Annotated in this window: 12 protein-coding genes, 5 tRNA genes and 1 riboswitch; of the genes, 8 read left to right on the forward strand and 9 right to left on the reverse strand. The window is 64.0% G+C overall.

Going from position 1 to position 21,380, the window contains the following annotated elements; translation table 11 throughout:
- Positions 1-23: 23 nt before the first annotated feature.
- From M1P90_RS03775 to M1P90_RS03805, 7 genes are all read right to left on the reverse strand, one after another.
- Positions 24-1,316 (reverse strand): hypothetical protein, encoded by a 1,293-nt coding sequence (locus M1P90_RS03775; protein WP_483701321.1) that lies wholly within the window; start codon positions 1,314-1,316, stop codon positions 24-26.
- Positions 1,313-4,756, reverse strand: coding sequence for a polysaccharide pyruvyl transferase family protein (locus tag M1P90_RS03780; protein WP_483701322.1), 3,444 nt, complete (start codon positions 4,754-4,756; stop codon positions 1,313-1,315). Before M1P90_RS03780 ends, M1P90_RS03775 begins: the two co-directional genes overlap by 4 nt.
- Before the next feature lie 443 nt (positions 4,757-5,199).
- Positions 5,200-5,274 (reverse strand) — tRNA-Val (locus M1P90_RS03785).
- Positions 5,275-5,277: 3 nt separating this feature from the next.
- Positions 5,278-5,352 (reverse strand) — tRNA-Glu (locus M1P90_RS03790).
- A 2-nt stretch (positions 5,353-5,354) separates the two neighbouring features.
- A tRNA-Ala gene (locus tag M1P90_RS03795) sits at positions 5,355-5,429 on the reverse strand.
- A 114-nt stretch (positions 5,430-5,543) separates the two neighbouring features.
- Positions 5,544-5,619 (reverse strand) — tRNA-Thr (locus M1P90_RS03800).
- A gap of 119 nt (positions 5,620-5,738) precedes the next feature.
- Positions 5,739-5,815, reverse strand: a tRNA-Pro gene (locus tag M1P90_RS03805).
- Positions 5,816-6,268: 453 nt separating this feature from the next.
- Here M1P90_RS03805 and M1P90_RS03810 point away from each other — a divergent pair.
- The 7 genes from M1P90_RS03810 (at position 6,269) to M1P90_RS03840 (ending at position 14,915) form a co-directional block, all read left to right on the forward strand.
- Positions 6,269-7,492 carry a DUF3500 domain-containing protein gene (locus tag M1P90_RS03810; RefSeq protein ID WP_483701323.1) on the forward strand — a complete coding sequence of 408 codons (1,224 nt, stop codon included), beginning with the start codon at positions 6,269-6,271 and terminating at the stop codon, positions 7,490-7,492.
- The gene (locus M1P90_RS03815; RefSeq protein ID WP_483701324.1) at positions 7,489-8,982 is read left to right on the forward strand and encodes a nickel/cobalt transporter; all 1,494 of its coding nucleotides are present in this window, start codon (positions 7,489-7,491) and stop codon (positions 8,980-8,982) included. The genes M1P90_RS03810 and M1P90_RS03815 overlap by 4 nt, the downstream gene beginning before the upstream one ends.
- A gap of 236 nt (positions 8,983-9,218) precedes the next feature.
- Entirely contained in the window at positions 9,219-10,427 is a 1,209-nt protein-coding gene (locus M1P90_RS03820) for a DUF3500 domain-containing protein (RefSeq protein WP_483701325.1), read from the forward strand.
- 82 nt (positions 10,428-10,509) lie between these two features.
- Positions 10,510-11,262, forward strand: coding sequence for a dienelactone hydrolase family protein (locus M1P90_RS03825; RefSeq protein WP_483701326.1), 753 nt, complete (start codon positions 10,510-10,512; stop codon positions 11,260-11,262).
- Positions 11,263-11,559: 297 nt separating this feature from the next.
- Positions 11,560-11,835: a DUF6295 family protein gene (locus M1P90_RS03830; protein ID WP_483701327.1), complete on the forward strand. Its 276-nt coding sequence runs from the start codon at positions 11,560-11,562 to the stop codon at positions 11,833-11,835.
- A 117-nt stretch (positions 11,836-11,952) separates the two neighbouring features.
- Positions 11,953-12,255, forward strand: coding sequence for a hypothetical protein (locus M1P90_RS03835; RefSeq protein WP_483701328.1), 303 nt, complete (start codon positions 11,953-11,955; stop codon positions 12,253-12,255).
- A 134-nt stretch (positions 12,256-12,389) separates the two neighbouring features.
- Positions 12,390-14,915, forward strand: a complete 2,526-nt coding sequence (locus M1P90_RS03840; protein WP_483701329.1) for an HAD-IC family P-type ATPase — start codon at positions 12,390-12,392, stop codon at positions 14,913-14,915.
- Between the two features lie 4 nt (positions 14,916-14,919).
- On the opposite strand, the gene M1P90_RS03845 is transcribed toward M1P90_RS03840, so the two are convergent.
- Together M1P90_RS03845 and M1P90_RS03850 are read right to left on the reverse strand one after the other, a co-directional pair.
- Positions 14,920-17,568, reverse strand: coding sequence for an ATP-binding protein (locus tag M1P90_RS03845; RefSeq protein ID WP_483701330.1), 2,649 nt, complete (start codon positions 17,566-17,568; stop codon positions 14,920-14,922).
- 149 nt (positions 17,569-17,717) lie between these two features.
- Positions 17,718-19,046 (reverse strand): aminotransferase class V-fold PLP-dependent enzyme, encoded by a 1,329-nt coding sequence (locus M1P90_RS03850; RefSeq protein ID WP_483701331.1) that lies wholly within the window; start codon positions 19,044-19,046, stop codon positions 17,718-17,720.
- A 115-nt stretch (positions 19,047-19,161) separates the two neighbouring features.
- Positions 19,162-19,310: riboswitch (SAM riboswitch) on the reverse strand.
- A 332-nt stretch (positions 19,311-19,642) separates the two neighbouring features.
- Between M1P90_RS03850 and M1P90_RS03855 the strand changes: the two genes are divergently transcribed.
- On the forward strand, positions 19,643-21,334 hold the full coding sequence (locus M1P90_RS03855; protein WP_483701332.1) for a glycoside hydrolase family 13 protein: 1,692 nt from the start codon (positions 19,643-19,645) through the stop codon (positions 21,332-21,334).
- Positions 21,335-21,380: the final 46 nt, after the last annotated feature.

The following is a 21,380-nucleotide window of genomic DNA, read 5'->3' on the forward strand; positions in this document are numbered from 1 at the left end:
CTCAGGCGCGTTAGGCTGCGGCATTAGCCGGCAAAATACCAATGTGAAAATAACACTGCGAAATAGCTCATCAGCGGCAGGAAAACCCCCAGCACCAGCCGATCGACCCAGCCGCGCCGGCCCCAGTGGGCCAGCAGCACAAAGCAGGGAATCAGCATCAGGATGTAGCGCGTCATGCTGCCGACGGTGCCGGTGCTGAGCGGCACAAAAAAAGTCAGGCCCGTATACACCCCATAGGCCGGGCGCATTTTCAGCATCACCACCAGCACCAGCGGCGCGAATGCCAGCGTTGCGATCAGGCACAGCAGCGTGAGCGTGTTGATCTGACCCGACCAGGGGTTTGGCCCAATGTTCAGGTTGGTGATCGTCGAGGTGACGATTCTGGTGATGCCGGCGGCGCTCGTCCCACGGCCCCAGGTGGCCTGCGCGTGAATGAATCCCAGCGGGTCGCCAAAGGTGACCTTCAGAAAACCCATATAGGCAACCAGGCCAATTGGCACGTAGGCGGCCGCCAGCAGGCTGCGCCAGCTCCGCACGGCGCAGCTCAGTTGCTGGCGCAGGTGCGCCCACCACAAGCCCGCCGTTTCCCCGGCTGTCGCCCCAAGCAGGCGCGCAGGCCGGAAGCGAAAGCCCTGCTGGTGCAGACCTTCCAGCGCAATCACGGCGGCCAGCAGCACGCCCGTGTTGCGCGTAGCCGAGGCCAGCGCGCCCGCAATGGCGGCAAACTCCCACTGGCGGCGCTGCGAAAAATAGAACGTTGCGCATACCAGCGCCACAAACAGGCTTTCGGTATACATGGCCGAGAAGAACACGGCGGTGGGCGCGCCGGCCAGGTAGAAGGCGGCGCGTGCAGCCGTTTCTTCGCCATACTCGTGGCGCGCAAGGCCATAGAGAAAGCCAAGTGCCGCCAGCAGCGCGCCATTCGACACGAGCAGGCCGGCCAGGTAGACGTTATGCAGCGGCCCGGCGACAAGCTTCACCAGCAGCGGGTAGAGTGGGAAGAAGGTCACGGTGCCTTGCGCGCCGGTTTTGATGTCGCCCATGGTGTAGCCATGCTCGACGATATTGACATACCACCAGCTATCGTGGCGCACCAGCCCGTCGATGACGAGGTTGTTCGGTTCGGCGTAGCCAAACATGCCGGTGTTCATCGGGATGGCCGCCGACGACAGAAAGATCACCAGCAGCAGCAGCGCGCGCGTGGTCAGGAAGATGCCCAGCACCACCAGCAGCGGGCGCAGCTCGACGCGCAAGCCCAGGATGTTGACGCGGCGCGCGGCGCGCGGGCGCGTGATTGTTAGCTCGGGTGCGCTCATGGCTGCGTGCTCGCTAGCTTCACATTGTCGAACAGCACGTGCGAGGTCGAGGCGAACAGGCCGACATGCCCGCCTGCGCTGGCAAGCGGCACATCGGCCACCAGGGTCGTGCCGTCCAGCTCAACGCGGTAGCTCGCGCCCGCGACGGTGACGGCCAGCGTGTGTGGCTGGCCGTCCGCGCCATTCGCCACCGGGCTGCCGCCCTTGAACTGAAAGGTGCCTTGTTCATCAAAGGCACCCCATTGCAGGTAGTTGCCCTTTTCGGAATAGCTGATCATCTGCGCGCCGTTTTTGCTGTTGACATCTGGCGCGTTAAAGACAATGCCGCCGCCCATATCGCCTTCGAGATATTTCAGATCAACCTGGAAGCTATAGTCGCCTTCGATTTTGCGATTGAGCAGGCTCATCAGGTCGTAGCGGTCGAGCTGCGTCTGCGCATAGCCGCCATCGGTGAAAGCCCACTCGCCCGCCTGCGGCACCCAGTCGGCGGCGCTGGCCTGCGCGTCGGCGAAATCGAGCGTTGTGCCGCCCTGCGCGGCTGGCATGCTGGCGGGTGCCTGCGCGATAGCTGCGGCGCTGGCCTGGTCGTAGGGCTGGCCGTCGAACCAGGCGACATACTTGCCGCTGTCGGTGATGTCGGCGGCGCGGCTGCTGACCACAATCTGGTGGTAGCTGCGCTCGTCGTAGTCGTAGTAATCGGTTGAGAAGGCGATGGTTTCGCCCGGCGGCACCGCCGTGAGCCTGGGACCAAACGCGCCGAGCAGGTAGACCATCCAGTCGTGCACGCCCGGCTTGGCTGGCTTGTCGGGGAAGGCGTTCGGGCCGCGCACCATGTCGAGCGAGATCATTGCGCCGATGCCGGGGAAATACGCGCCGCTGGCATGCTCGGCCTCGCTGTCGCGCAGCGACGGCAGGATCTGCTGCACCTGCTGGTGGGCCGCATAGCCGCCCGTGGGTGCCTGCGCCCCGGCGACCTGCCACATCAGCAGCAGCAGCGACAGCGTGAAGATGCCGAGCAGCAGCCCGCGCAGGCGGCGGCGCAGCCCGCCACCGGCCGGCATGGTCGGCGCGGCGGCGGGAACTGTCCCCAGGCGCGCGCGCCGCGCCAGCCGCCAGTCCCACGCCAGCAGCAGCACAAACAGCCCGACCATCAGCACAATTTGCACAACCACCACTTCGCGCAGGCTGGAATGGAACAGCCACAGCCCGCCCACCTGCGCCGCGCCCGCCAGCATCGCCAGCGCGCTGCCGCCGCCGTCGCCAGCCGAAAGGCGATAGTTGATCACAACATTCGCCAGCGCATACAGCATCGTGGCGACCGCATACAGCCACAGCAGCGGCGCAATTGCCAGGTAGGCCTCGCCAAACAGCACGCGCACCATCAGGCCGGGCACCACCAGCGCGGCGGCGATCACCGCCAGCGAGGCCACGGCCACCAGCCCAAGCGCCATCCACAGCAGGTGGCGGTGCGGCTCGCCGCGCTGCTGCTTCTGCGCCACCAGCGGGAACATCGCCGCCACCACCGAAAGCGTGGCGAAGAACACGATTCGCCCGATCAGCGCCAGCGCGGCATAGTGGCCGGCTTCCTCGGCCGGGAAGAAATGCTTGACGATCAGGATGTCGCTGTTGTTGATCATCACCTGGCCGACCAGCGCGGCAACCACCGGCCCGGCGAAGCTCAGGATCGCCCGCCGGTCGGCCTGCGGCAGCGGCTGCGTGCGCCGCTCGCTGGCCTGCCGGGGGCGCAGAAACCAGTAGCCCACCAGCCATGTCGCGATCAGCGAAATCGTCACACCCGCGACTGCGCCATTCACCGCAAAGCCCAGCGCCACCAGCGCAACCGCGCTCAGCAAGCGCGCCCACATCTCGGCCTGATAGCTCAGCGCCAGCGGGCCAAAGCGCGTCTGCCCCTGCAGCACGCCCCGGTCGACACCCTGCACGAAGTAGAGCGGCATGCCCAGCCCGAGAATAACGAAGGGCCAGGCCGAGGTCGTTTGAAAGAAGCTCTGCCAGAGCGTGCTGCCGCCAGCAAACAGCAGCAGCATCGCTGCACCGAGCGCCCACGCGCCGCGCCCGAGCCAGCCGCGCACGGCGCGGATCTGCGACTCGTCGCCGCTGGCTGCGTGCATGGCCGCGAACTTCGCGCTGATGGTTTGCAGCGTCGAGGTCACCATCGTGATGACCAGCAGGATGGTGATCACCAGACTGAGGTCGGCAAAGGCGGCCGGGCCAAGCCAGCGCCCGAGCACCAGGTTGAACAGGTAGTTGCCGGCATTGACAATCGTCATGCTGGCGAAGAGCAGCGCGCCGCCGGTGAGCGCGCTGGCCCGCCGTGGTTGGGCGATCAGCTCGCGAAACTGCGCGAAATTTTCGTGGCCGCGCGCGCGCAATGCCGCGATCTGCGTCTGGGCCTCCGCGCCGCGCTCGCGGCGATCGGCCCACACCGTGTCGAGCACGCCCGGCAGCGCGCCGCCCGCCAGCTCGGCCAGCGACACGCTGGCGTCTTCCTGGCCAATTTCGCGCATAAAGCTGCGCACCTTGGTTTCGTAATCGAGCGCGACGGCGGCCACGCCCCGGATGGTGGCGAAGATCAGGCCGTGCAGGCGGCTGCTGAGCAGCAGGCTGGCCTGGCCGATCAATTCCAGCGCCGCGCCGGGTGTTTCGGGAATGCGCAGCTCGGCCGCCTCGGCGTGGCGCATATGCCCCAGCACCGCGCGCGCCGCAGCAGCATCGTCGAAACACGCACGGTAGCCAGTTTGGAAGACCACGAAACGCACCAGCGCGCCATGCGTTTCGACCATATGGTCGCAGGCGGCGGCCAGCGCCACAACTTGCTCTTCGCGCAGCGAGTAGCGCGGCACGACCACCACCGTTGGGCGATCTTCTTCTGAAGAAATTGCGGAATTGCTGGCCGGGCGCTCGCCGCCCAGCGTAAACACCGGGTCGGCAGTAACGCGTATCGGGCGGCGTACGCCAATCGCGTGGAGCAAATCGCGCGAGTCGGTATCGCGCACGCAGATCAGGTCGGTGAGGTTGGCGGCATGGCGCGACAGCCAGCGATACAGCGGGCGCTCCAGCGGGCCGATGCCGACGCCCAGCATGGCGGTTGGGCGGCCAAACAGCTTGCCAAACAGCAGCAGCAGGAAGATGCGAACGAAATACAGCAGGCGCGCAACAAGCCCGCCTTCGATCTCCTTCAGCAGGCTGCCGCCGCCAAAAACGATCGCGTCCGAGCGCCACAGCGCGCGCGGGCGGCGCAGGCGCGGCCAGCTCGAATAGGTGGCAACAGCTTCGACGCCATAGCGCCGTTGGGTTCTGCGCGGCTGTGCCGAGTTGACGATCAGGTGCGCGTCGTTCAGCTGCTCAAGGAAGACTTCGAGCAGCGCATCATCGCCCAGGTTGTTCTGGCCGTAGGCCCCCAGCAAGAAAATTGTGTGCATCGACCGGGCTCCGGTTTCGTTGTTGTGTTAGAGATGCAGCGCCTGTTGGCAAGCAAAATTATCGCGCACGACGCCTGATAGTTATAGAGAGGGGGATGACAGGGAGGTTACCAGAGGTCGTCGGAAGCAGATCGAAACATTGTCGGGAGAATTGCGGCGCGACGCCGCGCAGGCACCATAGCAGTTTGCAGTCGGCAGGATGCAGTTGCTTTTCCGCACTCCAACCAGTTTTTGGTGGTGCATGGATTGCCAAACGTTTTGCAAACCGCTATAGCAGCCGTGGAAGCCGGTGAAGGACGCATTGCTATGCGCCCAGAACGAGAGACGCATGAGGGTTTTGGGCTTTGAGATGGGCCTGCAACCTGTGAAGCTTTGCGTCCTTTGCGGTGAATTATCTGGTCGCGCTGGCAGGGCTTGCACCTGCTGTTTCACCACAGCGCGTCTGGTCCCTGCGGGACGATTTGAACGCCCAGCCACCCGCATGTCGCGCGGGCGCTCTGCCGTTGAGCTACGCCGGGAAATGGTGACCCTGGCGGGAATCGAACCCGCTTTGCCTGCGTGAGAGGCAGGTGTCCTGGCCAGTAGACGACAGGGCCATTGGTGGATCGACCGGGATTCGCACCCGGATCTCCCGCTTGCAGGGCGGGCGTCCTGCTGTTGGACGATGCGACCCATTGGGGTGGGCTGGTTTCCTGCTGAGCACTAGCAACCATGCCAGAACCAGGAACCCGCCCGTGTAGCAGCCCCTCCTCTGAAATCATTTGCGCCGTCAGGCACGCCCAACCACTGGAGCCGCTCGCCGGCCTCGAACCGGCAACCCTCTGTTTACAAGACAGATGCACGTCCGCTTGTGCTTGAGCGGCATTCTTTATTTGCGCCTGGCCATCGCAGGGCCTGGGGTTTAGGGTTTTGGGATTGAGCTTTTACCCTGCCCACTGCCGATTCGTTCATACCCATGCCGACGTTGCAAGCGCAAAAAAGCTGGTCGGGGCGGCACGATTCGAACGTGCGACCACCGCGCTCCAAACGCGGGATGCTGCCAGGCTGCACCACGCCCCGATAAAAAAGCCGCTGCGCCAGGGAGCCTGTGCGGCCCGACCTGGCGCAGCGGCGGGTTCACCGCGCGTGCTTCGCTCAGATCAGTGGGTCTTCTTGCTGCGCACGATACCACGCCAGCTCTGCGGGCCGGGCGGCGCTCAGCGCTTCCAGGCGTGGGCTGCGGCTTGTGCAAGGGGTGGATTGCTGCAACATCATCGGCCTCTGAATTCTTGCGGTTTCGTGGCGGCCAGCTAGCCGCCGCTCGTTCGTTCATTGAAGAAACTATATCACGGCTCTATATGGTTGTCAATAGGTCAGAATGGCGCATCTGATTATTTTGCTGTGTAGTATCCCGCCTGTGCCGCGCCGGGCAAAGCCCTCACACTCTGCCTACAGCTTCTTAACAATTCATAAAAACGTTTGGCGTATGCTTTCCCCATCGAAGTCTATTTGCCAGATGCTTGAGGAGGAACCATGCAACCCCAGGAAAACGCTCGTTCAGGCCAGATCATGTCGCGGCGCACATTTTTGAAGCAGCTTGCCGCCTTTGCCGGCACCTCGGCGGGGGCTGCGCTGCTGGCCGCCTGTGGCGCAACCGGCACCAGCAGCGCAACGGCGGTTCCGGCTGCGGCCACGGCGCTGCCAAGCGCGGCGCCTGCCGCCACCAGCGCCGCAACCAGCGCCGCGACTGCCGCAACTGGCGGCACGGCGGCCACGGCTGTGGCGACGCAAAGCGCCACACCCGCAATTGTTGCCGCCGCCAACGCCTTTCTCGCCACGCTCAGCGCCAGCGAAAAAAGCAGCGCGCTGTTTGAGTGGAGCAACACCGCCCAACGGCAGCGCTGGTCGAACCTGCCCGAAGGCTTGTTTTCTCGCGCCGGGCTGATGTGGGGCAACCTCGCCGATGGGCCGAAGAACGCCTGGCTGGCGCTCATGCAGGCCACGCTCAGCACCGAAGGCTACCAGCGCGTGCTGGCCGAGTGGGCCGCCGACGACCAGCTGGCGACCGGATCGAGTGGTGGCGGGCCGGGCGGCGGGCAGCTGCAGTACGGCCAGCAATACTACTGGGTCGCGATCATTGGCACGCCCTCGGAAACCGACCCGTGGCAGTGGCAGTGGGGCGGGCACCACGTCACCGTCAACGCCACGATTGCGGGCGCGAACCTTGCGCTGACGCCCAGCTTCATTGGCGTGCAGCCCGCCAGCTACACCGACGCGAATGGCGCAACCGTGCGCCCGCTCGGCGATATCGAGGACGAAGCGTTTGCGCTGGTCAACTCGCTCGACGCCACGCAGCAGAAGGCCGCCATTCTTGGCACCACCTACGTCGACCTGGTGCTTGGCCCCGGCCAGGATGGCAAGACCATTCAGGCCGAAGGCTTGCCCGCCGCGCAGATGACCGCCGACCAGCAGGCCGCGCTGGTCAAGCTGATTGCGCACTACACCGGCCTCGCCAACGACGCAGTCGCCGCCGCGCACCTGGCCGAGGTGACGTCCACGCTCGATCAAACCTACCTGGCCTGGTATGGCTCGACGACGCAGGGCGAGGCGGCCTACTTCCGCGTGAGCGGCCCGGCGATTGTAATTGAGTACTCGCCGCAGGAGATGGGCGGAAACGCCGCCAACCACATTCACGGCATCTACCGACACCCAACGAACGACTACGGCGCGGCCTATACCGGTGTGGAGATCGCATGATGAAAAACGCGCGCAGAAGCCGGCGCTTTGCGCTGTGGCCCAGGCTGCTGCTGAGCCTGTTCGCGCTGCTGCTGGTGGTGCTGGCGTCGCCTGGGGCGGCGCTGGCCCACCCGGCCGACGTGTATTTGCAGGCGACCTACATCACCGTCGCGCCCACGCAACTTGAGGTCGAGCTGGATCTTTCGCCGGGCGTGCTGGTCGCGCCGCAGGTGCTGCCCCTGCTCGACAGCAATGGCGACGAGCAGATTTCCGACGCTGAGAGCCAGGCCTATGTGAACAGCGTGCTGAGCCAGATCGAGCTGAAGGCCGATGGCGCGCCAGTGGCGCTGACTATTACGAAAATCGACATCGTGCCATACCTGAACTTTCAGGCTGGCTATGGCACCATCCGCGTCTTCACCACTGCCGCGCTGCCCGAAAACCTGAGCAGCACGCACGTCATCGACTATCGCAATAATTTCGCGCCGGCCGGCTCGGCCTACCAAGTCAATACCTTTGTCGAGAAGGACGCAGCGATCACGCTTGGCACGCAAAATCGCGACGACATTCAGCAAAGCATTTCGGTCGATTACACGATTGGCGCGGCACCCACAAGCGCTGCCGCAAGCACAGCTGCGACGACCGAAACATGGGCCAGTTCTTCTTCTCAGTCGCAGCAGTTGCTGGCCTTCTTGCAGGCCCCGGCGCTTTCGCCGTGGGTGCTGGTGCTGGCCCTCGCGCTGGCCGTGCTGCTTGGCGGCCTGCACGCGCTGACTCCCGGCCACGGCAAGACGCTGGTCGCCGCCTACCTGGTGGGCAGCCGCGGCACCGTGCGCCACGCGATCACACTCGGCGCGATTGTGACCTTCACCCACACCGCGTCGGTGATTGTGATCGGCCTGCTGGCGCTGTTCGCCAGCCAGTTCGTGGTGCCAGGCGTGCTGGTGCCGGCGCTGGAAGTGTTTTCGGGCCTGCTGGTGGTGGTGCTGGGCGCGCGCCTGATTGCGCAGCGCTGGCTGGCCTTCCGCAGTGGGAAGAACGCCGCGCACAGCCACGACCATGACCACGCGCACGACCATTCACACGATCACGACCACGCGCACGATCACGACCACGCGCACGACCACGCGCACGCGCTTACGCACGACCACGGCGACGGCCATGTCCACACGCATCTGCCGCCCGCCGAGGGCGTGAGCTTCCGCAGTCTGCTGGCGATGGGCGTCTCAGGCGGGCTGGTGCCCTGCCCCGAAGCGCTCGGCATCATGGTGATCGCGATTGGCCTGAACCGCATCGCGCTCGGCCTGGGCCTGATTGTCTCGTTCAGCGTTGGGCTGGCGGCAGTGCTGATCGCGATTGGCGTCATGCTGGTGCGTTCGCGCGCTCTGCTCGACCGCTTTGGTGGCGCGGGCAGCGCCTGGGGCCGGGCTTTGCCACTCGCCAGCGCGGTGATCGTCACGGTGCTTGGCCTCGGCATCGCGCTCGGCGGCCTTTCGACCTATCTTGGCTAGTGCGCGTGCGCGCGCAGGGGTTGGGGGTTTAGAGCATGGGGATTGGGATGCGCAACGAGGCTTTCCCTGCCCTAAAACCTCACTTATAGCAGTTTGCAGTGGGCAGGATGCAGAAAGCAGTTGCATTTTCTGCGTTCCAACACGTTTCTTGCCGGTGCGTGAGTGGTCAATTGTTCCGCAAACGGCTATAGAACTGCACTGGATAATTTCTTTATAGACATAAGATGGAGGATGTTATGAATAACGCTCACGACCTGCCGCGGCGGGCATTTCTGAAACAGCTCGCCGCCTTCACGGGCGCGTCAACTGGGGCCGCGCTGCTGGCCGCGTGTGGCGCATCTAGCGCGGCCACGCCAACCGCAGCACCGGCAGCAACTGCGCAACCAAGCGCGGCCCCGGCAGCCACGGCAATTTCCGGCAACGCAACTGCCGCGCCGGCCACCAGCGACACAAGCCCAGCGGCAGCGGCCAGCGGGGGCGCAACTGCCGCGATCATCGCCGCCGCAACCGCCTTTCTGGCCACGCTCAACGACAGCGAGAAAAGCACCACCCTGTTCGATTGGAGCGATACTGCGCAGAAACAGCGCTGGTCGAACTTCCCGCCGGCCGGCTTTACGCGCAAGGGCCTGATGTGGGGCAATATGAGCGCGGCGCAGCAGGATGCTTGGCTGGCAGTGATGCAGGCGACTCTCAGCGCCGAAGGCTATAAGCGCGTGGTGGCTGAATGGGACGCCGACGATGCGCTGTTTCAGCAGGAAGGCACGGGCGGCGGTTTTGGTAAAGCCAACTACTTCATTGCGCTGATCGGCACGCCCTCGGTGAGCGACCCGTGGCAGTGGCAGTGGGGCGGCCACCACGTCACCGTCAACGCCACGATTGCGGGCGCGAACCTCGCGCTGACGCCAAGCTTTATTGGCGTGCAGCCGGGCGAATATACCGACGCCAGCGGCACCACTGTGCGCCCGCTCGGCGATATTCTGGATGAAGGTTTTGCGCTGGTTAACTCGCTCGACGCAACGCAGCAGAAAGCGGCGATTCTGGGTTCGAACTCAATCGACCTTGTGCTTGGGCCGGGGCAGGACGGCAAGACCATTCAATCCGAGGGTTTGCTTGCGTCGCAGATGAATGCCGACCAGCAGGCCGCGCTGTGGAAGCTGGTGGCGCATTACACCGGCCTCGCCAATGATGCAGCGGCGGCAGCACGCCTGGCCGAAGTTCAGTCGGCGCTTGATCAGACCTACTTCGCCTGGTATGGCCCAACCACGGCTGGCAGCGCGGCCTACTTCCGCGTCACAGGGCCGGCGATTGTGATCGAGTTTTCGCCGCAGGGCGGTGGCCGGCCGGGCGATACCAGCGGCGCAACCAATCTGCACATCCACGGCATCTACCGCGACCCGACCAACGACTACGGCGCGAAATACACCGGCATCCAGATCGGCGCATAGGCGGGCGACACGCCGCCACGCGCAGCCGGTTTTGGTACTATACTTGCGGCCATATTCTGCGGTGCTGAAAGGAGCCTGGCCCATGTACGAGACCAACATGTACGAGGGAATGATCGCGGAGACGGTGGCTATTCCCGGCGCGGGCGGCGAGCTGATTGGCGCATATATGGCACGCCCGCTTGGCGCGGGGCCATTCCCCGGCATGGTGCTGGCCCACCATATGCCGGGCTGGGATGAGTGGTACCGCGAGGCCACCCGCAAGTTCGCGCACCACGGCTACGTCACTATTTCGCCCAACCTCTACCACCGGATTGGGCACGGCACGCCCGAAGATGTGGCCGCCAAAGCGCGCGCGGCTGGCGGCGCCGACGACAACGAGGTGGTGGGCGACCTTGCCGGCGCAATGCACTACCTGCGCGCACTGCCCTACAGCAGCGGGAAAGTTGGCGTGTTCGGCACATGCTCGGGCGGGCGGCACGCCTACCTCGCTGCCTGCCGCGCGCCCGGCTTCGATGCCGTGATCGATTGCTGGGGCGGGCGCGTGGTGATGGCGCCCAGCGAACTCACGCCCAGGCAGCCGGTCGCCCCAATCGACTACACCAAAGACCTGCCCTGCCCGATTTTGGGCCTGTTTGGCGAAGAAGATCAGAGCCCGACGCCCGCGCATGTTGCGCAGCTCGAAGAAGCGCTCAAGCAGCACGGCAAAACCTACGAGTTCCATATGTACCCCAAGGCCGGCCACGGCTTCTTCTACTACCACCGGCCAGCCTACCGCGCTGAACAGGCCGTCGACGGCTGGGAGAAGATTTTTGCCTTTCTGGAAACCTATCTCTAATGCGCTTTCAGCGCAGGGGTTGGGGTTTGGTTCTGCGGTTCGCAGGTTGCAGGTTTGAAGGTTGCAGGTTTGAAGGTTGCAATCCTAATACCGTTACAATAACTACCAAGTCACCAGGATTCAAGAGCATTCTAAAGCGCTCCGTGCCTCTGTGTCTCTGTGGTGAACGTTTCTATCGTTCTTATTCGAATGGTATTGGGCTAATCCCAAAACCCCAGACCCTAAACCCTGATTGGTTCCGTGGTTCTGCGGTTCCGTAGTTCTGCGGTTCTTACTCGTCAACACAGGAGCATTGCTATGTGCACCATGATCGCCACACAAGTGCCAGTTGAAGGCAGCGGCAAGAAGGCCAGCGGCTGGTTTCCGCTGCGCGAAGCCAACGTTTCCTACGATCACCCGTTCGACGCGCCATTCGAGCACGCGCTGAATATCGATTTTGTGAACGAGGCGCTTGGGCCCGGCGCGCGCGTCGCCGTCGAGCTGAGCGTGGAAGGCGCGCGCGCGCTCGTCGCCGCAATCAACAGCGTGCTGGAGCAGGCCGACCAGGGCGGCTACCTGGAGCAGCCCACATAGTTCGCCAATCGCTTCTTAATAATCTCTGAAAACGCTTCCGCTATTCTGTATCCATCGAAAGAAACACGCCGCCGCCGAACACAACGGCGCGGCCAGGCACATAGCAGGAGCACTCAGATGAAACTCATTGGTCGAACACTCGCCATTCTGGCGGCTGCACTGGTTGTTGTCGGGTTTTGTTTGCTGGTCGCCACGCTGGCGGGCAGCAGCGCGACGGAAGTGGCCCAGGTGGGTGGGCATGCGGGCGGCGAGGGCATGTCGAGCGGCTTTAACCTCGGCGGTATCGTTCAGATCCTGCCGCCGCTGGCCGCCGTGGCGATTGTGACGGCAATTGTCGCCCCGATCCAACGCTGGCTGCTGAACAAGCGCCGGCCCGGCGCGGCGGCGCGCAGCCCGAAGCTGGCCACGCCCGCAGCATAAGCGCGATTGCGCAAAGCCAACAAACGTTCCCCGAAAACCACCGCTGGAGCAGCTTCCAGCGGTGGTACACTATGCGACCGTTCTCGATTACCTGCATGTGCTCGCGCCAGTCGCGGGCGCGCCTGGGAGGCTCAATGCAACTGGTTCAAGGCCTGACGCAGCAGGAAGTGCGTGCCCGCCAGCAGCGCGGCGAAACCAACGCCGCCAGCTTTCGTTCCAGCCGCTCGTACTGGGATATCATTCGCGCCAATCTGTTCAATTTCTTCAACAACATCCTGTTTGCCATTGGCATTGCGCTGATTGCGCTTGGCCAGTACAACGACGCCTTTACCAGCGTTGGGCAGGGTCTGGTGAACGCGCTGATCGGCACTGTGCAGGAGATCAACGCCAAGCGCAAGCTCGACAAAATTGCGCTGCTGACGCGCACCAAAGTGCGGGTGCTGCGCGACGGGCAGGAGCAGGCGATCGACCCGGCTGCGCTGGTGAAGGGCGATGTTGTTCATGTGCTGGCCGGCGACCAGATTGTGGTGGATGGGCGTGTGGTAGGCGACGGCCGCCTGGAGATGGACGAGTCGCTGCTGACCGGCGAGCCCGACATGGTCGTGAAAACCGAGGGCGACACGCTGCTGTCGGGCAGCTTCTGCGTCACCGGCGATGCCTTCTACCAGGCCGAAAAAGTCGGCGCGGAAAGTTTCGCCAACCAGCTCACCGAAACCGTGCGCGCCTTTCAGGCCGTACAGACGCCGCTCCAGCAGCAGATCACCTTTGCGGTGCGCCTGGTGACATTCATTGTCGCGCTCATGAGCGGCGTGATTTTGCTGCAAACCGTGCTCGAAAGTTTCCCGCTGATTCGAATTGTGCAGATTTCCGCCGTGCTGAGCGGGCAGGTGCCCTACGGCCTGTTCTTCCTGATTGCGCTGGCCTATGCGGTTGGCGCGGCTGGCATCGCCCGGCGCGGCGCGCTGGTGCAGCAAACCAACGCGGTCGAGTCGCTGAGCAATGTGAATGTGCTGTGCATGGACAAAACCGGCACGCTCACGGCCAACCGGCTGATTTTTCAGGAAATTCTGCCGCTGGGCGATCTCGATGCGGCGGCGCTGCGTGAGCGGCTGGGCGTGTTTGCGCGCAGCGCCAGCACCAGCAACGCCACCAGCGAGGCGCTGGCCGCCGCTCTGCCGGCCGAGCCGCAGCCGCCCGCCGACGAAATCCCGTTCGCTTCGGCGCGCAAGTGGAGCGCGCTGGCTTTCGATGCGGGCGCGCAGCGCGGCGTGTATGCGCTTGGCGCGGTCGAGATGCTCGGGGCGTACCTGCCCGCCAGCGCCACCGCCGCCGATGGCCCGCTCGCCCGCCAGGTTGCCGAATGGTCAGATCGCGGGCTGCGCGTGCTCTTGTTCGCCGCCAGTGAGGAAAGCACCGCCCTGCACGACGCCGATGGTGCGCTGCACCTGCCCGCGCTGGTGCCGCTGGGGCTGGTGGCGCTGAGCGACGAGCTGCGCCCGCAAGCACGCGAGACAATTGCCGAGTTTGCCAAGCTGGGCATCCAGCTCAAAATCATTTCGGGCGACAACCCGCAGACCGTGGCGGCGCTCGCCAAACAGGCCGGCCTGCCCGACAATCTGCGCACCGCCACTGGCCCCGAGCTGGCGCATCTTCCGCCCGAGGTGTTCGACAAAGTGGCGGCGGAAACTACCGTGTTTGGCCGCATTGCCCCCGAGCAGAAAGAGCAGATCGTCGCGTCGCTCATCAGCCAGGGCCACTATGTTGCGATGATGGGTGACGGCGTGAACGATGCGCTTTCGCTCAAAAAGGCCAAGCTCGGCATTGCCATGGAGAGCGGCAGCAACGTCACGCGCAATGTGGCCGACATGATTTTGCTGAACGACTCCTTTGCCGCGCTCTTGCCCGCCTTCACCGAAGGCAAGCGCATCATCGGCGGCCTGTCGATCTCGCTCTACCTCTTCCTGACGCGCGTGGTCACGTCCATGCTGATCATCATCGCCATCAGCATGATCGGCCTGGGCTTCCCGTACGAGCCGTCGCAGGTCGCGCTGACGCTGTTCACGGTTGGCTTGCCAACGCTGTTTCTGACATGGTGGGCGCGCCCCGAGACGCCAAGCCCCGATCTGCTGTGGCGGCTGCTGCGCTTTGTACTGCCCGCAGCGGTGGTGACGATGATCTTTGGCGTAGGGATCTACACATTCTTCTACGAAATTGTGCTGACGGGCATTACCAACACGCACATCCCGCCCGATGCGGTGGCGCGCTGGCAAGCCTACACCAGCCTGACCTACCAGGTCGATGCAGGCTTTGGCGAGGCGGCGGCGACGATTGTGGCGCAGACGGCGCTTTCGACCTTTGTGGCGTTCGCATCGTTCGGGCTCATTCTGTTTCTCGAGCCGCCCTACCGCTTCTTTGCGGGCTGGGCGCCGGTGAGCCCCGACAAACGCCCCGCGCTGCTGGCGCTGGCGCTGGCAATTATCTATGTGGTGGTGCTGGTCACGCCGGTGACGGCCAACTACTTTGGCCTGGTGACGCCGGGTATTCAGGGGCCGGAGCTCAAAATATTCGTGATTACGGTGCCGCTGTGGTTTTTGATCCTGCGGACGATCTGGCGCGCAAAGCTGTTCGAGCGCCTGATAACTGTGGGGGAAAAGGAGTAGTTCGCTACGCGTGGTTTTGCAGCAGTTGCGCCAGCGCCCGCAAGAGCACATCGGCCTCGACGGGCTTGGGCACGTAGTCGTTGAAGCCGGCTTCGAGCACATGCACGCGTTCTTCGATGCGCACGTAGGCGGTGAGCGCTACTGCGGGCGTGCCGCCGCCCTGTTCGGCTGGCAGCGCGCGCACGGCCCTGATCAGCCAGTAGCCATCATCGCCGGGCATTGCGATGTCGGAAACGAGCGCGGCTGGCTGCCAGCTGCGCACCACGTCCAGCGCGTCGCGGGCATTTGCGCACAGGCGCAGCTCGGCCCCACAGCTGCCCAGCACTTCCCCAAGCATGTCGAGAATGTCGGGCTGGTCGTCGACGAGCAGGATGCGCGCGCCATGCAGCTCGGGCGGGCAGCGCATGGCCGGCCCGCTCGTGTGTGCCGACTGACCCCACTCGGGCAGGTGCTCGCTTTCGCCCAGCGGCAGGCGCACCAGAAATGTCGCACCCTGCTCTGCACCCGCGCTATCAACTGAGACGGTGCCGCCATGCATTTCCACAATATTGCGCACAATCGCCAGCCCCAGGCCAAGCCCGCCGTGCGCGCGGTTGCTGGTGCCGTCGGCCTGGCGGAAACGGTCGAACACAAAGGGCAGGAACTCCGCGCTGATGCCCATCCCGCTGTCGGCAATCGCGAGCTGCGCCGCGCCTTCGTTGGCCGCAAGCTGCACACTGATCGTGCCGCCCGGTGGCGTGAACTTAGCCGCGTTCGAAAGCAGATTCCACGCCACCTGCTGCAGCCGGTCGGCATCGCCAAGAATGAGCCCCACGCCAGTGGGAAGCTCGCTGTGCAGCCGAATGCCCTTGGCCTCAACTGCCGGCATCACCGTGTCGATCGCGGCCTGCGCCACGCGCGCCAGATCGACCTGCTCAAGCTGGAAGCGCAGCTTGCCGCTCACGATCCGCGACACGTCCAGCAGGTCTTCGATCAGCTGGGCCTGTGCCTTGGCGCTGCGCATCATCTTGTCGACCGTGCGATTGACGTATTCGGCGTCGTGGGTGCGGCGCAGGAGCAGCTGGGCATAGCCCATGAACGAGGTCAGCGGCGTGCGCAGCTCGTGCGAGACGGTGGCGAGAAATTCGTCTTTCAGGCGGCTGGCCTCTTCGGCGCGACCGCGGGCTTCCTGCTCCTGCGCGTACAGCATTTGCAGGCGTTCCTCGCTGGCGCGGAGCGCGGCAACCGCCTGTGCGCGCTCCACTGCATCCCAGGTTTGCTCGCCAATATTGCGCGCCAGCATGGCTTCGTCGTGCGTCCACTGGCGCGTGTTCGAATGGTTGACATAAAAGCCTGCGCACCAGCGCCCATTGCGGATCAGCGGCACGTCGATCATGGCGCACACGCCAACCGCAGCGAATGAGGAGTTGGCGGTGAGCGGATCCTGGGCGGTGTCGTCGATCACAAGCGTGTGGCCGGCGTGCAGCTCGGCCAGATAGTTTGGCGCCATGCCCCTGGTTGAGAAGCTGCCTTCCAGCGCCGGCAGGGTGCCGTCAGTCCACGACGCCGTAAACAGAATTGTGTCGTCGTCGGGCGTATCGAAGAAGCCAACGCGATTCACGCCCAGGTAGCGCCCAAGATCCTCGGCGGCGATGCGCATGATCGTATTCGGGTCGTCGGTTTCGCGCTGCTGCTGCACGAGCCTGAGCAGCATGGCCTGGCGCGTTTCGGTGGCTTGCAGCTCGCGGGCGGCGCGGGCGCGCTGAATGGCTTCCCAGATGCGCGCGGCAACATCGCGCAGCAGCGAAACGTCGGCCTGCGTGTACAGGCGCGGCTTGCGATCGTGCACGGCAAAGTAGGCCACCAGCTCGCCATTTTTGATCAGCGGCACGCTCAGAAACGCTCGCGTAAGCATGGCATCGTAGACCGTGTCCTGAAAGGCGGCAGTTGCTGGGTGCGTGGCGGTATCTTCAATAATGACCGGCTCGCCGCGCTGGTGCATGGCAATAATATCGTGGCCGACCGGCTCCAGCCCCCAGATGCCTTCGGTATTGGGTACACCCTCGGCGGTGTCGCTGATGTCGGCAATGGTATGCACCTGCCCGCGCCGGGTGTCGATAAAGCCATACGAGCAGCTGCTCGAGCCGAGCGCGTTTTTCAGCAGGCGGCAGGCTTCGCGCGCAATATCGCCTTCATCGGCCAGCGCGCGGGCGGCATCGGAAACTTGCAGCAGCAGGTCGAGCAGGCGCTCGCGCTCCATCAGGGTGTTTTCTACCTGCCTGCGCGCGGTAATGTCGTTGAACAGAACCGCAACATGGTGCTCGGCCGGGTCGTCGACGCGAAAGGCGTACACGTCGTAGTAGCGGTGAAGCTGGTCGGCCGGGTTCTCAAAGCGCATTGGCTCGCCAGTCAGCGCGATGCGGCCGTATATGTCGAACCAGTGCTGCTCGTGCTTGGGCACAATATCGCGCACCCACCGGCCGGTGGCGTTTTCGATCCCGGTTTGCTCTTCAAACGCGGCGTTGACTTCGAGGAACTGGTAGTCAACCGGCGTGCCGTCGTCGTTGAATCGCATGCCAATGATGCAGAAGCCGGCATCCAGCGAATCGAGAACAGCGCGGTAGCGATCGCTCGCGTGCTGGCTATGGTGGCCGGTAGCCGCGGGGAGGTTCATGGAAGTCGGACCCTTTGCTGCGCCAGGACGGAGCAATAGTGCATATGAGCACCCAGCGAAAGCTCGTGTTCTGTATTGTACCTCATCGTGCGCGAGTTCGCTCTTTTGCCCGCTGACACTGGTGCAGCAAAGCGTTTCGCCCATCTGCCCTATACCGCCGCGCAGTCGAGCGCGGCGCGCGCGGGGAGGGAGCGGCGCAGGGCAGGTTGCGCTATCTCAAGCGCGCAGCGATTTTGAATGGCTGTGATGCCTTCCACCAGCGCATCAACATCGGCAAGGTCGTTGTAGATCGTGAAGCTGGCGCGCGCCGTTGAGGGCAGGCCCAGCCGCGCATGGAGCGGGTGCGCGCAGTGGCGGCCCGAGCGAATGGCAATGCCACGCTCGTCAAGCGCCAGCGCCAGCTCCTGCGGGGTAATTCCGTCCACGGTAAATGTCACCACGCCGCCACGCAGGCCGGGGTTGCGCGGGCCAAACACCTGCACGCCCGGCAGCTCATCGAAGCGCGCCAGGGCATAGGCCGTCAGGGCGCGCTCGTGCTCGCGCACCGCTGCCATGCCAAGCTGCGCCAGGTAGTCGGTAGCCGCGCCCAGGCCAATCGCCTCGACAAAGGCGGGCGTGCCCGCTTCGAATTTCAGCGGCGCATCTTCCCACAGCACCTCATCCAGCCCGACATCGCGGGCCACGTCGCCGCCGGTCAGGAAGGGCGGCATGGCGGCCAGCAGATCGGCGCGGCCATACAGCGCGCCAATGCCGGTTGGGCCAAGCATCTTGTGGCCGGAAAACACTACGAAGTCCGCGCCGAGCGCCTGCACATCCAGCGGCATATGCGGTGCCGACTGGCAGGCGTCGAGCACGACCACCGCGCCCTGCGCGTGCGCGTGCGCAATGATCGGCGCAGGGTCGGTGATGGTGCCAAGCACATTCGAAACGTGCGCGAAGCTCACCAGCCGCGTGCGGGGCGTCAGCAGGTCGTCGAGCGTACTCAGGTCGAGCGTGCCGTCGGCGGCGAGCGGGATGAGCCTGATGGTGAGATTGCGCTCGCGGGCAAGCTGGAGCCAGGGCAGGTAGTTGGCGTGATGCTCGAGCTCGGTCAGCACGATTTCGTCGCCGGCTTGCAGAAAGGTGCGCCCGTAGGAATAGGCCAGCAGGTTCAGCGCCTCAGTGGCGTTGCGCGTGAAGACGATCTGCGCCGGCGATTCCGCGCCAATAAACGCGGCGATCTTGGCGCGCGCCTGCTCGTACAGGTCGGTGCTGCGCTGGCTGAAACAGTACGCGCCGCGGTGCACATTCGCATAGGTCGAGCGATACAAGCCGTCCATCAGGTTGAGCACCTGGCGCGGCTTTTGCGACGACGCGGCGCTGTCGAGAAACACCAGCGGCCAGCCGTTGACGGTTTGCTGGAGCGCCGGGAAATCCTGCCGAATACGCGCAATGTCGAGACAGCCTGCGGTGCCTGGTGTGCCGGGGGTGCTGGTCATGGCCTGTTTCCTTTGTGTACAACATCAAAAAACGCCCATCGTCGTGGACGATGAGCGTATGTGCGCTGTGCGCTGCCGTGGCGCGCATACGCGCAGCCCCGGCATCAGCCGTCACCTCTCATCTTCCAGTCTGTGCTGCCGGATTTGGCACCCTAATGATCGAGTTTCGAGCCGTGCGCCTTTTTGTTTCGCACGATGCTCAAAGCCCTTTCCAGGGTTGTCGAGGCTTCATCGGGCCGGTCCCTCTGCCTCTCTGGATAAGAGTCTGTGCTTCTTCAGTTGTGCCGCGCATCTTACATTGCTTGATTTATTTTGTCAACTTTGAATTCGCGATGGCGCGGTTGGGAATTCGAGCGGTCTACTGCCCTTGCTGTTTTCTGTTTGGGCAGTCTCGACTACGTCGGTGGTCGAGACTGCCCAGAAAAAAGATTATTTTGGAGGGCTGACGCCCTCCAAACCCCCCGCTGAGCAAGTACGCAGTGCAGATCGTGGCGCAATTTGCCCGCGCCGCGATTGAACGGTATCATCCACTGCACAGAAGGAAGCAGCAGTACGCGGTGTCTGCGTGCCATTCCGCGATATGAGGAGCAAGCCTTATGCAAAACGCATGGTGGAAAGAAAGTGTCGTCTACCAGATCTACCCGCGCAGCTTTGCCGACAGCAATGGCGATGGTGTGGGCGATTTGCGCGGCATCATCGGCAAGCTCGATTACCTCAAAACCCTCGGTGTCGATGTTGTCTGGCTGTCGCCGGTCTACCAATCGCCCAACGACGACAATGGCTACGATATCAGCGATTATCAGGCGATCATGACTGAGTTCGGCACAATGGCCGACTTCGATGAGCTGCTGGCTGGCCTGCATGCGCGCGGCATCAGGCTGCTGATGGATCTGGTGGTGAATCACACTTCCGACGAGCACGCATGGTTTGTCGAGTCGCGCGCCGCGAACGACAACCCTTACCGCGATTTCTACATCTGGCGGCCGGGCAAGGATGGCGCGGAGCCGAACAACTGGGGATCGTTCTTTGGCGGCTCGGCCTGGCAGCGCGACGACGCCACTGGCGAGTACTTTCTGCACCTGTTTTCTACCAAGCAGCCCGACCTGAACTGGGACAACCCGGCGGTGCGCGAGGCGATTTACAGCATGATGCGCTGGTGGCTCGACAAGGGCATCGACGGCTTCCGCATGGACGTGATCAACCTGATCTCCAAAGCGCCTGGCCTGCCCGACGCGCCAGTGCAGTCGGCGGCGCGCTACCAGTTTCCCGGCGGCCTGGTGTTTCACGGCCCGCGTCTGCTGGAATACCTGGGCGAGATGAAGCGCGAAGTGTTGTCGAAGTACGATATCTTCAGCGTTGGCGAGGCGCCCACCGCCACCACCGCACACGGCATCGAGCTAACCCACAGCGAACACGGCCCGCTCGACATGCTCTTCCAGTTCGAGCATATGGACCTTGACATCAACAGCGGCTCGCAGATCGGCAAGTGGGATTTCAAGCGCCTCGACCTGCTCGACCTCAAGAGCGTGATGACAAGCTGGCAGCGCGACCTTGCCGAGGGCGGCTGGAACAGCCTGTACCTTTCCAATCACGACCAGCCGCGCCCAGTTTCGCGCTTTGGCGACGACACCACCTACCGCGCCGAGTCGGCCAAGCTGCTGGCGACGTTTCTGCACACGCTGCAAGGCACGCCCTATATCTACCAGGGCGAAGAGCTTGGCATGACCAATGTGCCGTTTGCCAGCATCGACGACTACCGCGATATCGAGAGCCTGAATGCCTACCGGGAATTGGTGAATGAGCGTGGCTACGACCCCGCCGCAGTGTTGCCAATGCTCCACGCCAAAAGCCGCGATAATGCCCGCACGCCGATGCAGTGGGATGCGAGCGCAAACGCCGGTTTTAGCACCGGCACGCCCTGGATCGCCGTCAACCCGAACTACACGGCGATCAACGCGGCCCAGGAGCTTGGCGACCCCGACTCGGTCTTTGCCTACTATCAGGCGCTAATTCGCCTGCGTAAGGCCAACCCGGTGATCGTCTACGGCACATACGACCTGCTGCTGCCCAACGACCCGGCGGTCTATGCGTATACGCGCACGCTTGGCGACACGCAGCTGCTGGTCATCCTGAACTTCACCGCCGAAACGCCCGAGTTCGCGCTGCCCAACGGCCTCGGCGCGAGCCAGCCCACCCTGCTAATCGGCAACTACCCGGTCGATGCGAACGCGCCCATTGCACGACTGGCGCTGCGACCTTACGAGGCGCGCGTGTATCAGCTGCGCTGAGCGCGTTCCAAACAATAGGAAACAGCCTGCGCGCAGTTGCAAACCC

Source organism: Kouleothrix sp. 19917 (assembly GCF_057073505.1).